The organism is Chroogloeocystis siderophila 5.2 s.c.1 (assembly GCF_001904655.1).
In the GTDB taxonomy this organism is placed as follows: domain Bacteria; phylum Cyanobacteriota; class Cyanobacteriia; order Cyanobacteriales; family Chroococcidiopsidaceae; genus Chroogloeocystis; species Chroogloeocystis siderophila.
In genome coordinates this window covers 80,207-92,521 of record NZ_MRCC01000007.1, presented here as the reverse complement: position 1 = coordinate 92,521, position 12,315 = coordinate 80,207, and the positions used below count along the sequence as shown (strand labels likewise).

Annotated in this window: 15 protein-coding genes; 12 read left to right on the top strand and 3 right to left on the bottom strand. The window is 39.8% G+C overall.

The annotated features are described in order from the left end of the window. Positions 1-62 precede the first annotated feature (62 nt). The 4 genes from NIES1031_RS09895 (at position 63) to NIES1031_RS09880 (ending at position 3,582) form a co-directional block, all read left to right on the top strand. The gene (locus tag NIES1031_RS09895; protein WP_073549244.1) at positions 63-671 is read left to right on the top strand and encodes a DNA-3-methyladenine glycosylase; all 609 of its coding nucleotides are present in this window, start codon (positions 63-65) and stop codon (positions 669-671) included. A 78-nt stretch (positions 672-749) separates the two neighbouring features. Beyond that, entirely contained in the window at positions 750-1,550 is an 801-nt protein-coding gene (locus NIES1031_RS09890) for a COG4705 family protein (RefSeq protein ID WP_218596729.1), read from the top strand. A 104-nt stretch (positions 1,551-1,654) separates the two neighbouring features. Further along, on the top strand, positions 1,655-2,329 hold the full coding sequence (locus NIES1031_RS09885; protein WP_073549243.1) for a response regulator transcription factor: 675 nt from the start codon (positions 1,655-1,657) through the stop codon (positions 2,327-2,329). 11 nt (positions 2,330-2,340) lie between these two features. Beyond that, complete coding sequence (locus NIES1031_RS09880) at positions 2,341-3,582, top strand: sensor histidine kinase (RefSeq protein ID WP_073549242.1); 1,242 nt, start codon at positions 2,341-2,343, stop codon at positions 3,580-3,582. A gap of 8 nt (positions 3,583-3,590) precedes the next feature. Here the strand turns inward: NIES1031_RS09880 and NIES1031_RS09875 are convergent, their stop codons facing one another. The 3 genes from NIES1031_RS09875 to NIES1031_RS09865 all read right to left on the bottom strand — a co-directional run bounded on the left by NIES1031_RS09875 (position 3,591) and on the right by NIES1031_RS09865 (position 5,782). After that, a complete protein-coding gene (locus NIES1031_RS09875) occupies positions 3,591-4,040 on the bottom strand; it encodes a DUF2127 domain-containing protein (RefSeq protein ID WP_073549241.1) in 450 nt (149 codons plus the stop codon). Positions 4,041-4,060: 20 nt separating this feature from the next. After that, positions 4,061-4,633: a DUF1345 domain-containing protein gene (locus NIES1031_RS09870; RefSeq protein ID WP_218596728.1), complete on the bottom strand. Its 573-nt coding sequence runs from the start codon at positions 4,631-4,633 to the stop codon at positions 4,061-4,063. Between the two features lie 564 nt (positions 4,634-5,197). Continuing rightward, a complete protein-coding gene (locus NIES1031_RS09865; RefSeq protein ID WP_073549239.1) occupies positions 5,198-5,782 on the bottom strand; it encodes a PepSY domain-containing protein in 585 nt (194 codons plus the stop codon). A 167-nt stretch (positions 5,783-5,949) separates the two neighbouring features. On the opposite strand from NIES1031_RS09865, the gene NIES1031_RS09860 reads away from it, so the two are divergent. The 8 genes from NIES1031_RS09860 (at position 5,950) to NIES1031_RS09825 (ending at position 12,275) form a co-directional block, all read left to right on the top strand. Continuing rightward, a complete protein-coding gene (locus NIES1031_RS09860) occupies positions 5,950-6,267 on the top strand; it encodes an ArsR/SmtB family transcription factor (protein WP_073549238.1) in 318 nt (105 codons plus the stop codon). Next, complete coding sequence (locus NIES1031_RS09855) at positions 6,252-6,791, top strand: SRPBCC family protein (protein WP_073549237.1); 540 nt, start codon at positions 6,252-6,254, stop codon at positions 6,789-6,791. Before NIES1031_RS09860 ends, NIES1031_RS09855 begins: the two co-directional genes overlap by 16 nt. 94 nt (positions 6,792-6,885) lie before the next feature. Continuing rightward, positions 6,886-7,482, top strand: a complete 597-nt coding sequence (locus NIES1031_RS09850; protein WP_073549236.1) for an ATP-dependent Clp protease proteolytic subunit — start codon at positions 6,886-6,888, stop codon at positions 7,480-7,482. Next, on the top strand, positions 7,479-8,504 hold the full coding sequence (locus NIES1031_RS09845) for an NAD-dependent epimerase/dehydratase family protein (RefSeq protein WP_073549235.1): 1,026 nt from the start codon (positions 7,479-7,481) through the stop codon (positions 8,502-8,504). The genes NIES1031_RS09850 and NIES1031_RS09845 overlap by 4 nt, the downstream gene beginning before the upstream one ends. Before the next feature lie 83 nt (positions 8,505-8,587). Further along, positions 8,588-10,042, top strand: a complete 1,455-nt coding sequence (locus NIES1031_RS09840; RefSeq protein WP_073549234.1) for a site-specific integrase — start codon at positions 8,588-8,590, stop codon at positions 10,040-10,042. Between the two features lie 127 nt (positions 10,043-10,169). After that, a complete protein-coding gene (rsmA, locus tag NIES1031_RS09835) occupies positions 10,170-10,991 on the top strand; it encodes a 16S rRNA (adenine(1518)-N(6)/adenine(1519)-N(6))-dimethyltransferase RsmA (protein ID WP_073549233.1) in 822 nt (273 codons plus the stop codon). A 9-nt stretch (positions 10,992-11,000) separates the two neighbouring features. Continuing rightward, entirely contained in the window at positions 11,001-11,954 is a 954-nt protein-coding gene (gene ispE, locus NIES1031_RS09830) for a 4-(cytidine 5'-diphospho)-2-C-methyl-D-erythritol kinase (protein ID WP_073549232.1), read from the top strand. Between the two features lie 6 nt (positions 11,955-11,960). Further along, positions 11,961-12,275, top strand: coding sequence for a DUF3082 domain-containing protein (locus NIES1031_RS09825; protein ID WP_073549231.1), 315 nt, complete (start codon positions 11,961-11,963; stop codon positions 12,273-12,275). The last annotated feature ends 40 nt before the right edge of the window (positions 12,276-12,315 follow it).

Genomic DNA, 12,315 nt, shown 5'->3' with positions numbered 1-12,315 from the left:
ACTTCCTCAACCTTCACTTCAGGATAAAATTACCAAAGTCAACTTTGACTTATGTAAATTGCGTGAATTCAACTACACTCAATCAGATTGTAGAACCTTCTTGGTTAGAGCGTCCATCTCCTGAAGTTGCACCAGACTTACTCGGGTGTACACTTGTACGTAAAGTTCCTGACGGACAACTTCTGCGGGGGTTAATTGTGGAAACTGAAGCTTATGCAGTTGGAGATCCGGCGTTTCATGCGTACCGCCGTCGCACTGAACGTAATGCGGTACTGTTTGGACCTGCTGGTAGAAGTTATGTTTATCTCATCTATGGAATTTATCACTGTTTCAATGTCGTTACCGATGCGGATGGCGTGCCGAGTGCAGTTTTAATTCGTGCTTTACAACTAGAATCTTTCCCTGCGGAAATACCAGCTAAAAAACCGCACCGCATTGCGGCTGGACCTGGCAAGTTGTGTTTAGCTTTACAGATTGATCGCAGCTTAAATGCATTAATGCTCCAACCTGGTGAACCATTGTGGTTAGAACATCGTTCATTAGAATTTCAACAACAGCTTGAAAATCAAGCTACTAATTTGGTGCAAACTACCCGCATTGGACTTACTCAAGGCGTCGATCTCCCGTGGCGGTGGTACATCAAAGATTGTCCTGCGGTTTCCAAACTTTAATAGTACTCAATTACGAATTAGTACTGAATTTTCAATCCCTCTGAACTCTTTCCAAGTTCTTGACTTTTGCTCTCTACGATGAAGCTGCAATACATACAGCAAGTAGAAGCAACCATGAGCAAACTTCCACAAATCACTGCATTCTTCTGGATCATGAAAATCTGCGCTACCACATTGGGAGAAACAGCAGGAGACCTTTTATCGATGACGCTAAATGTGGGCTACGCAGTCAGTTCTACTATATTGATTGGAGTGTTTTTAGCTACTCTTGCAACTCAACTAGTATCGAAAACTTATAATCCATTACTTTATTGGACTGTTATTCTTTCAACTAGTACCGCTGGAACAACGATGTCTGATTACATGGATCGCACTTTAGGGCTTGGCTATGCTAAGGGTTCTGTAATTTTGGTTACCATTCTCTTAGCTATTTTGGTATTTTGGCGATTTAGTGTTGGCTCGTTATCTGTTACTCATGTTAGAACAGCAAAAGTTGAACTGCTTTATTGGATAGCAATTTTATTTTCAAATACTTTAGGTACTGCTCTGGGCGATTTCCTTGCGGATAGTTCTGGACTTGGGTTTGTAGGAGGAGCGTCTCTAATTGCTAGTTTACTTGCCTTAGTTTTAGCAGCATATTGTTTTACCCAAATTTCTGACGTTGTTTTGTTTTGGGTTGCATTTGTTCTTACCCGACCATTTGGTGCAACCCTGGGGGACTTTCTGACAAAAGCGCACCAAAAAGGTGGTCTTGGTTATGGTACGGTCGGTTCATCTATAGTTCTTTTGTCAATACTTGGAGTCTGCATCCTAGTCACAACTCTACAGCAGAAAAGGCTAATCCTACTAGCTAAACCTTCTCACACTGAACGACATTAGTTCATTAGGTGTTTTTTGTCTATCTAGTAAGGGTGCGTTTCCTCTGTAACTTCTATACTTAGTTTTGAAAAAAACTTGCAACTCAAATAAATGCGCTATTAACTATGAAAATATTAATAATTGAAGACGACGATCGCATTGCCGATCCCCTAGCTGAAGATTTAAAACGTCAACATCATGTTATAGATATTGCTACTAATGGATTTGAGGGATGGGAATATGCTAGTGCTACGCAATATGATCTAATTTTGCTCGATTTAATGCTACCTCAATTGGATGGAATTACTTTATGTAAACGTTTACGTACAGTCAAATATAATGCTTTAATTTTAGTGTTGACAGCGAGAGATACTACTATTGACAAAGTTGTGGGACTTGACGCTGGTGCAGATGATTATTTAGTTAAGCCGTTTGAATTAGAAGAACTATCAGCACGAATTCGTGCCTTATCTCGGAGAACTCCCGAAATTCGTTTGCCGATTTTGGTTCATGGAGATTTACAACTTGATTCTCATACCTGTCAAGTGACTTATCAGGGGAAGATAGTGTCTTTAACACCAAAGGAATTTACAATAATTGAATATTTTCTACGTTACCCTACTCAAGTTTTTACTAAAGCAGCCATTTTAGAAAAATTATGGGATTTTGATAAATTGTCAAGTGAAGAAACAATAAAAACGCATATTACAAACATACGTCGAAAACTTAAAGCCGCAGGTAGTTGCGACAATTTAATTGAAACTGTTTACGGTATTGGTTATCGTCTAAGTGCTGAATAATTTAAGCGATTGTGTTTACAAATATTAAGTATCGTTTACTATTATCTTATTTAGGTATTCTAGCATCAATATTAGCTGGATTTGCAATCGCCGTTCGAGTTGTCTTTACGCGCAGTCTTTCTCAACAATTTACAGATAGATTAACGACTTTAGCTCAAGGAGCAGCGGCTAATGCAGAATTAGAAAATGGTCAGATCAAAATTGAAAGTGACTTTTCTATAAGTAACCTAAAATTGCAAAATCAAGCATTACAATGGTTCAATCCTCAAGGCAAATTGGTTAGTCAACAAGGAACAGATGTTCTGACTCTACCATTTTCTCCTGATAACTCTGTACAAATTCAAACACAAGCAAATATTCGAGCGGTTACACTTCCAATCATAGGAAGCGACGATCACCAGTTGGTTGGCTATGTGCGGGCAAGTCAATCGTTAGAAGATTTTAAGGAAACATTACATAGATTAGATTTGGGGCTAGGCGGAGGAATTGCGATCGCATTAATTTTTAGCGGTATTGGTGGTATTGTTTTAACTCGTCAAGCAATGCAACCGATAGAAGAAAGTTTTCAAAGATTGCAACAGTTTACAGCCGATGCATCGCACGAATTGCGTAGTCCTTTAATGGCAATTAAAAGCAATGCAGCAGTAGCATTAAAATATTCTGAAGGAATACGAGAAACTGATGTACAGAAATTTCAAGCAATTACTAGTGCTACTAACCAAATGACTCGTCTAACTGAAGATTTACTATTTCTAGCACGTTATGATAAAATTCCTCAACACTATGAAAAGGTTAATTTAACTTTATTATTACAAGATTTGGTAGAACTTTATCAGCCGCAAGCAATTGCTAAAAAAATTACTTTAAGAACTCAATTAAATCAAATCTTATATCTATCAGGCGACGTAGTTCAACTAACACGTTTATTTACAAACTTGATTCAAAATGCTATATACTATACTGCGCCCTTGGGTACAGTTGATATTATCGGTATTGCTATTAATTCTGACATACTTATTGAAGTAAAAGATACAGGTATTGGTATTGCAAAAGAGAATATCAATAAAGTTTTTGAGCGATTTTGGCGTGCAGATGAGTCGCGTTCGTATTGGAATGGTGGGTCGGGTTTGGGATTAGCGATCGCCCAAGCTATTGCTCATAATCACGGTGGCATAATTACTGTCAGCAGCCAATTAAAAGTTGGTAGTTGTTTTAGCGTGCGCTTCTCTAAGAATATGCAGCAATTTCAATAAAACCTATATTAGCTTTTGGATTTCGGGAAATGGCGAATCAAGTACCACAATATAGCTATATTTCCTAAAAATACTCCTAATTTAAGAATGGTTAATCCCTTTATTAACTCAACTACTTCTAGAGGAATACTAACACCGACTAGTGCCAAAACTAATAATCCTGCCCACTTTTTTCTATACCATAAACCAAGTGCTTCAATTGCTGTTAAAATTCCATAGATACCAGCAGCAAGGCCACTAAAAAGTAAAGTTTGCCGCTTGAGGCGAATAATTTGTTCGAGAATAAATTCAATAATATGTAGTTTACCTTCTAAAAGATAAGACTCAGAAAAGACTGCAAGACTTTGATAGTTTTTTAAAGCTAAAAGTAAGAATATAGCTGTAATTGCCAGTAGTAAAGCTACAAAAGCTTTATACATGACGATTACAATTAATCCAAGTGGACGCTGGTTTTGCATAAAGTTTTCGCCGAATTCTGTTAGAGTAACGCAGCAATAATATTAATGCTAAGCGCTAGAATCACAGTATTAAAGAAAAACGTCACAATTCCATGTACTAAAGCGAGTCGGCGCATTAAGCTTGATGTTATTTGCACATCACTAACTTGACACGTCATGCCGACGACAAACGAGAAATAAAGAAAGTCCCAATAATCCGGCTGTTTGTCTTGCGGAAAGTCTAAACCTTCAGCGTTGCTTATTGTGGTATCTTCACGGCGATCGCGATAATAATAATGTGCGTATTGTAATGCAAACATTGTATGTATCAGTAACCAAGAACTAACAATTGTGATAACTGCAAAAATTACGTGCAGTGCTAATATCCTTGCAGGTAAACTTTTGCCACCTTGCAGCATAAAAGTAATTGCTAGCAAACTCATACATGCAGCTGCAACAACGAGTATTAAAACGGTTAAACGGCTACTATCTTCACGTTGGGCGCTACGACGCATTCCTTGTGGAGTCGCGTTGTTTATCATCACCCAAGCTAAAATCAAAAAACAAATCGTGCCTATATTCCATGTAACAACGATCCGAGTTGGTAGTAACATCCATGACGGGAGTAGGATGCACGCTAAGACAGAAACCAAAACAGAAATTAGTAGTCGGGGTCGTGCGTCGAGATGCTTAAGCAACTTGGTAACACAATCGGGCGTGATGTGGATGTATATCATCGCATATTTGCGCGATCGCCGCTATATCGTATCACCTGAGAGATTTTTCTTTCTAAGTTTTTAATAACAGCGACATATGCTGGAGGAATATTAGTTTAAATATAATCCGCAAAATTTAAATTTACTGGCAACATCAGAGTTCGTTCTTTAATCTTGTATCGGTTAATTGCTGACTTGCTTACCACACATTATCCTAAGTTTTCCAAAGTTATTTATATTCTGGCAGTTATTTTAATTAGCGCAATTGGTTTCAGCCGCTTGTATTTAGGCGTACACAGATGTAATTGCCGGTTATGGAGTAGGATTTTTGTGGTTGATGCTGTGTATTACAATGCTGAAATTACAAAAGATGTCAAGATTTTAATATGCAATTAGGGTGATAAGGAACCACCCTAAACAACTAACTAAGAATGTAGAACTCGAATTATTTATTCAACTTTGCTACTGTCCTCCATTGTCGTTAGTTTCAGCATTACGTTCATTGCTGTCGGATACTTGAATACTACTCTTAGGTCGCGAAGTTTCGTTGTGTTCGTCTTCTTGATTAATATTCTCAGTGTATAGTACGTTGCCGTTACCAGCGTCTACCATAACTTCCTGTTGTCCGATAACTACTTCATAGACTAAGTTGCCATTTTCATTTTCAAGCTTGACGCTGCTGGCTGTACCTGCTACTGCGGTTTGGGCAGCTTGCTTGGCTTCTTGGATGGTAATTTTAGCTAATGGTTGGAGTTTTGCGGCTTCTTGCTGATCTTCTCGATCGTCATCCATTTCTTTGTGTGTGCGAGAATGACGATTGTTGCTCGTGGCTTGGGCTTGCAATTGATTAGTATTTGCATTCACTTCGGTGGCGTCATTAACTTCGCCATCGCCGTCGCTAGTTTCAGCTATTTGCGTACTGCTATATTGCGGCGTAATTGCTGCTTGAGATTGTACTTGTCTAGCATTAACCGCTTTAGCTACTCCTCCAAGACCTAAAGTACCGATAAAAGCTGTTGCTAGGATAATTTTGGTTGTCGTTTTCATTGTGTGAAATTCCCTTAATTTGGGTTTGCCATTTCACTGTAGGAAACCAAAGTCAAGAACTCGAAAAGATTTATGACAGATCCGAAATAGCTTGCTCCTTGACATTTAAGTAATTACTTATATATTCTAGAAAACAGTTAAGCATTTACTTAAGTATTTGCTGTTTTATGCGAGGAGATATTTTTCAAGCGATCGCCGATCCAACACGTCGGGCAATTTTAGATCGCCTGCGGGATGGAGAACAACCCGTAAAACAACTTGCAGAACCTTTTGCAATGTCTTTACCTGCAATTTCGCAGCATTTACAGATTTTGTGTGAGGCGGGTTTAGTTACTCAACGGCGCTTAGGGCGTCAGCGGATATATCAACTCAATCCCGAACCATTGCAACAAGTGAAAAATTGGGTTTCGCACTACGAACAGTTTTGGCAAGCGAAACTCGATAACCTGGGTGAATATCTGGAGGAGTCATGTTCCGAGTCGTAAAGATGGAAGTTTTCTATCCTTATCCGCCAGAAAAAGTATGGAAGGCGATCGCAAATCGTTCTTCATTAGCAAAATGGTTAATGGAAAATGACTTTGAACCCTGTTTAGGACACAAGTTTTGTTTTCAATCGCAATTACCAGGGTTAAACGAGATTATTTATTGCGAAGTCCTAAAACTTAGAGAACCACACGAACTTGCTTATTCTTGGCAAGATAACTTGATGGAATCTCCCTCAATTGTGACTTGGAAGCTTACGCCTGTTGATGGCGGTACGCAACTACATTTAGAACATCGCGGCTATCAACAAGATGCGATCGCTATTAATCAACCTACACGTCCTACTCAATCTTGGCAAGCACAGCTAACGCATCAAGTCTTGCTAAGCGATCGCATTTCGGAATCCCAACAATTTGGCAGTATTCTCCTCAATTCCTACTTTAGTGGTAAATGGGAATATCTAATCAATCACAAACTTGCGGAAGTTTTAGCACAGGAAACACAAGACAATTTCGCACTTTCTTAAGGAAGCGAAGCTACTTAGAACTGCTATCACTCTAAATATTAACTGTGGAGTAGGCATCTTGCCTGCTCACTAAGACATCTTTTTAGTAACTACAATGAATACTCCCATCCCACTCAGCATTCCAGTCATTCAACCTTTTCTTCATAAAGACCAAACGTTCGATATTTATTCGCGATTACTTGCTGAGCGAATTGTCTTTTTAAAGGGTGAATTAACTGAGGAAGTAGCTAACTTAATTGTTGCACAACTACTATTTCTTGATGCTGAAGATCCAGAAAAAGATATTTCTTTATTCATCAACTCTGATGGTGGTTTAGCAACCGCAGCAATAACTGTTTACGATGCGATGAAACAAATTCGCACAGATGTTACTACAGTTTGTGTTGGTACTGCTGCTGCAATGGGCGCTTTCTTACTTGCTTCTGGAACTAAGGGCAAAAGATATGCTTCACCACACGCCCGAATTAAATTACAGCAACCGTCAGGAAATACTGAAGGAAACGCAACTGATATTGAGGTAGCTGCTCAGGAGATTTTATATCTTAAAGAGACACTGAATCAAATTCTTGCTGAAAATACTGGAAGAACACGCAAGCAAATTGAAATCGATTTAAGTAGAAACTTGTTTTTGAGTGCTGAAGAAGCGAAAAAATACGGCTTAATCGACAGCCTTATCACAAAAATACCATGAAAATTTTAATTATAGGGGGAACCAATTTTATTGGTCCTTCGGTAGTACATCGAATTCATGCAATGGGTCATGAGGTTACTATATTTCATCGAGGAAAAACTTTAGCTGAATTACCGTTAGGAGTAAAGGAAATTAAAGGCGATCGTGCTCAACTTCTTGAACTAAAAAGTGAGTTTCAGCAACTTTCACCTGATGTCGTTTTAGACATGATTCTTTATACTGAGCAAGATGCGCTGATAAGCATGAAAACGTTTAAAGACATCGCTCAGCGTGTTGTTGCGATTAGTAGTATGGATGTGTATCGTGCTTACGACGTGCTTTTAGGGAAGGAATCGGGTATTATCCCTGTACCACTTACCGAAGATTCGCCACTACGTCAGCAACTCTATCCTTTTCAAGATATGCCACAAAGAGCGCTCAATGCTCCTGCGGATTACGACAAAATCTTAGTTGAACGAGTCGTAATGAGTGATGCTGAGTTACCTGGTACAATCATTCGTTTACCAATGGTGTACGGACCAAAAGATCCTCTACATCGTCTGTTTCCTTATCTAAAAAGAATGGATGAAAATCGTCCAGTAATTTTGTTACCAGAAAATTTTGCGCAATGGCGTGGCTGTTATGGATATGTTGACAATGTCGCACATGCGATCGCACTTGCAGTAACTAATCCCCAAGCCACGGGGCGCATCTATCATCTGGCAGATTTACAAGTTTCCGAAGCTGAACGCCTAAATCAAGTGGGGAAAGCGGCTGGATGGCAAGGTGAAGTAATATCTGTTCCTAGACACTATTTACCAGCAGGTTGGAACTTACCTTTTAATACTGAACAACATTGGTTTGCTGATACAACACGCATTCGTCAAGAACTTGGTTACAGCGAGGTTGTATCCCAAGCGGAAGCACTGAAACAAACGATTGAATGGGAACGTAGCAACCCGCCGCCAGAAATGCCTAAATGGACAGGATTGGAGTTATTCGACTATGCTACTGAGGATGAAATTTTAACTCGATTGGTGTAGCACACAAGCGACTCAAATAGGGCAAAATAACATAATCTTGATGCAGTCGGGTAAAACATAAGATAACTGCACTCAATCGATTCATGCCAAGCCAGCAATTTAATTCTTACGATCCGCGTCAAGCCGAATGGAATGGTACTTCTATTGATAAATGGAAACCATCTGACTGGAAGCAGTGGAAACCAAATTCCCCAAAGGATGAGATAGCGAAAATAGAACGCGAGTATCTGAGAATTAAGTATGCGATCGCTCAAGCAAACACTGCATTAAGTATCGATCGAGTCAAAGTCAAACTCAAGCTAACGACAGCTAAATCAATTGGCTTGCAAGGGACTTTTCCTTGTAAGCCTGGCGACGTAGGTAAAAACGGAACTTCTAATAAGCAATACACAATTTCACTGGGGTTTCCTGCGAGTGATGCTGGTGTAAAAACGGCTGTCGCTAAAGCACGAGAATTAGACTTACTGTTAATGACAAAGCAATTTCAGTGGACACCGGAACTTTTAGGTAAGCAAGCTCAAAAAAATGTGTTACCAGACATAATAAAGCCGATCAGCGTACTGATTCAAGAGTACGAGCGAGAATTTTGGAAAACTCATGAGAAAAATCGCCAAGGAATCCGTACGTGGGAAACGCATTATCTGCGACATCTCAAAAAACTTCCTCAAGATGTTCCCTTAACTCAAAAAGCCTTGGAAAAAGCTTTAGAATCAGTTCCACCCAATACCTCAACAAGATTTTATTTAGCTTGGCAACTCAAAAAGTTTTGTGATTTTTGTGGTGTTGATGCTAATAAAATTATTGATTCGTATACGACTCCTCAACCATTACCAAGTCTTCGCAAAATTCCTACTGATGAAGAGATTATTCAAGGTTTTGATACCATAGGAACTTCTCTATCACCCTATGCTAGTAAAGAAAATCTAACACAACCTGAACAGTGGCAATGGGTATATGGAATGTTAGCTACCTATGGTTTAAGACCTCATGAATTATTTGCTGTAGATCTCAAGGCTTTCACTACTCCATCAAATATATTTCATTTAGTTACGCTTAATCCGAGTCTTACAGGTGGTACAAAAACAGGCGAACGTACGTGTGGAATTCCACCATTGCATCCTCAATGGGTTGAGTTATTTGATTTAAAAAACGTTAAGTTTCCCAATACAGGAGGAACTTTAAATAATCAAACTGCTAAAATTCACATTCGGTTTAGAACGACTCATATAAATTTTAAGCCTTATGATTTGCGCCACGCTTATGCTATACGCGGACATCGCTTGCGTATTCCCATAAAAACGATGGCTGATTATATGGGTCATACTGTACAAGAGCATACGAAGACGTACCAACGATGGATGAATGAAGATACGAACTTAGAAATTTATAAAGAAATCGTGATTCAAAAAGCGAATACTCAAGAAGTACTCAAAGCAAGAGTAGATGAGTTAGAAGTAGAAAATGCTGTTCTCAAAGCCGAAGTGAAATCTTTGAGGGAATTACTGATCAAACACCAACTAGGTAAACTGCTAAGCTAGATACCCAACATACATCTATCATAAAGTCAATATAAGCTTAAGCAAATAGCAAGACAAAAAAGTAAGCAAAAACTAAGAAACAATATTAACAAAAAGGCTTGAAAGTTAAGCACAAAGAGAAGTATAGATGGTAAAACCGCGCAGGGTCTTTGCGCAGCATTGGCTCAAAAATGAAAAAGCCCTTAACCAAATTGTCACCGCCGCCGAAATCACACCACGCGATCGCATCCTCGAAATTGGTCCTGGAACCGGAATATTAACTCGTCGCCTATTAGCTTTAGCTGAATCAGTAGTTGCTGTAGAAATTGATCCTGATTTGTGTGAATTGTTAGCTAAAAAGTTAGGAAACACCAAAAACTTCTTACTACTACAAGGTGATTTCCTAGAAATAGATTTACCCTATTTATTAACTCCTTTCCCTAACTTTCAAAATCCCAATAAAGTCGTCGCAAATATTCCCTACAACATCACTGGACCAATTCTTGAAAAACTACTCGGAACGATCGCCAACCCCAATCCTCACCCCTTTGACTCGATCGTACTGCTCGTTCAAAAAGAAGTTGCGGATCGCTTGTACGCTAAACCAGGGTCAAAAACCTTCGGCGCACTCTCCGTCCGCGTTCAATACTTAGCCGAATGCGAATTCATCTATCACGTCAGCGCAAAAAGCTTTTATCCACCACCCAAAGTTGATTCTGCTGTCGTTAGATTACGTCCGCGACAATTACAATCTTTACCACTAAATCCACACCATCTAGAAACTCTCATCCAACTCGGTTTCGGTGCCAAACGCAAAATGTTACGAAATAATTTGAAAGGCATCGTCGAACGCGATCACTTAACCGAATTGCTAGAAAATTTAGAAATTAACCCCCAAGCCCGCGCTGAAGACCTCAGCGTTAATCAATGGATATCCTTAAGTAATCAGCTAGAAGTTTCTAGCCACTAACCACCAAAAATGCATTCCTATTCACTCATTGCACCCGCCAAAATTAACTTGTATTTAGAGATCATCGGCGATCGCCCTGATGGGTATCACGAATTGGCAATGATTCTTCAAAGTATCAACTTAGCCGATCAAATCGATATCCGCGCCGCAAGTACCGACACAATCCGCGTCCGCTGCGAACATCCTCAAGTCCCTACCGATAAAAGTAACTTGGCGTACAAAGCAGCAGCATTGATGGCAAACCAATTCCCCGATGCTTTTGCCCAGTATGGTGGTGTAGAAATCACAATCAACAAGCAAATTCCTGTCGCTGCTGGATTAGCCGGAGGATCGACAAACGCCGCTGCTGTGTTAGTAGGAATCGATTTATTGTGGGAACTAGGACTCACGCAATCTGAACTCGAAGAACTTGCAGGAAAACTAGGTTCGGATGTTCCCTTCTGTATTGCAGGTGGAACCGCGATCGCCACAGGTAGAGGTAACGAACTTTCGCCATTACCAAACCTAGATCATTTACATTTAGTCTTAGGAAAATATCGCAGTCTTGCCGTTTCTACAGCCTGGGCTTACCAAACTTATCGACAGCAATTTGGTGATTCTTATTTAACCGACACCCACAGCCTAACTTCACGCGCCACTGCTGTCCACTCAGGACCAATTGTTAAAGCGATCATCCGTAAAGATAGCGTGCAAATCGCAGAAAAACTCCACAATGATTTAGAGCGTGTCGTGTTACCAGAATACCCCCAAGTCGCACAGCTACGTCAAGTGTTTCAAGAAGCTGGAGGTAATGGTACTCTGATGTCCGGTTCAGGCCCTACGGTATTTGCTTTATGCGAGTCGTACGAGCAAGCACAACAAGTACAGCAGTATGTCAGAAAGGCAATTCCCGACCCAGATTTGGAACTCTGGCTAGCACAAACGTCTAGTACAGGTGTTCAAATAGCTGCTAGTGCTAAGTAAAAAACGATGAATAACCAAGATAAGACTGAAACTGCAAACACCACTCCAACCCCACTACGTTGTTTAACAGGATCTCTCATTTCTGGAGGACTCGCGATCGCGCTTTACTCGCTAACAAGTGCGATCGCCCAAACTTTTGCCACCAAACCAATTCATTCTGATAATCCAGCAGTTATTAATATCGCCTCCGCTGTTCGTACTTTAGTAGTCGGAATCACTGCGTTAGGAACTGGAATCTTTGGTCTAGTCGCTTTAGGCTTAATCTGTTTAGCAATTCAACTCCTAATTCAACAAGCTACAAAAAAAAGTTCACCTAGTTAACTATAGGTACACCGCATCAGTTGGGATTTTACTCAAGAGA

Bases quoted from the DNA above. Each gene is read 5' to 3' on its own strand.
- rsmA (WP_073549233.1), top strand. From the start codon at position 10,170: ATGGTAAAACCGCGCAGGGTCTTTGCGCAGCATTGGCTCAAAAATGAA.
- NIES1031_RS09825 (WP_073549231.1), top strand. From the start codon at position 11,961: ATGAATAACCAAGATAAGACTGAAACTGCAAACACCACTCCAACCCCA.
- NIES1031_RS09865 (WP_073549239.1), bottom strand. From the start codon at position 5,782: ATGAAAACGACAACCAAAATTATCCTAGCAACAGCTTTTATCGGTACT.
- NIES1031_RS09885 (WP_073549243.1), top strand. From the start codon at position 1,655: ATGAAAATATTAATAATTGAAGACGACGATCGCATTGCCGATCCCCTA.
- NIES1031_RS09850 (WP_073549236.1), top strand. From the start codon at position 6,886: ATGAATACTCCCATCCCACTCAGCATTCCAGTCATTCAACCTTTTCTT.
- NIES1031_RS09855 (WP_073549237.1), top strand. From the start codon at position 6,252: ATGTTCCGAGTCGTAAAGATGGAAGTTTTCTATCCTTATCCGCCAGAA.
- NIES1031_RS09845 (WP_073549235.1), top strand. From the start codon at position 7,479: ATGAAAATTTTAATTATAGGGGGAACCAATTTTATTGGTCCTTCGGTA.
- ispE (WP_073549232.1), top strand. From the start codon at position 11,001: ATGCATTCCTATTCACTCATTGCACCCGCCAAAATTAACTTGTATTTA.
- NIES1031_RS09875 (WP_073549241.1), bottom strand. From the start codon at position 4,040: ATGCAAAACCAGCGTCCACTTGGATTAATTGTAATCGTCATGTATAAA.
- NIES1031_RS09840 (WP_073549234.1), top strand. From the start codon at position 8,588: ATGCCAAGCCAGCAATTTAATTCTTACGATCCGCGTCAAGCCGAATGG.
- NIES1031_RS09870 (WP_218596728.1), bottom strand. From the start codon at position 4,633: ATGTTACTACCAACTCGGATCGTTGTTACATGGAATATAGGCACGATT.
- NIES1031_RS09890 (WP_218596729.1), top strand. From the start codon at position 750: ATGAAGCTGCAATACATACAGCAAGTAGAAGCAACCATGAGCAAACTT.
- NIES1031_RS09860 (WP_073549238.1), top strand. From the start codon at position 5,950: ATGCGAGGAGATATTTTTCAAGCGATCGCCGATCCAACACGTCGGGCA.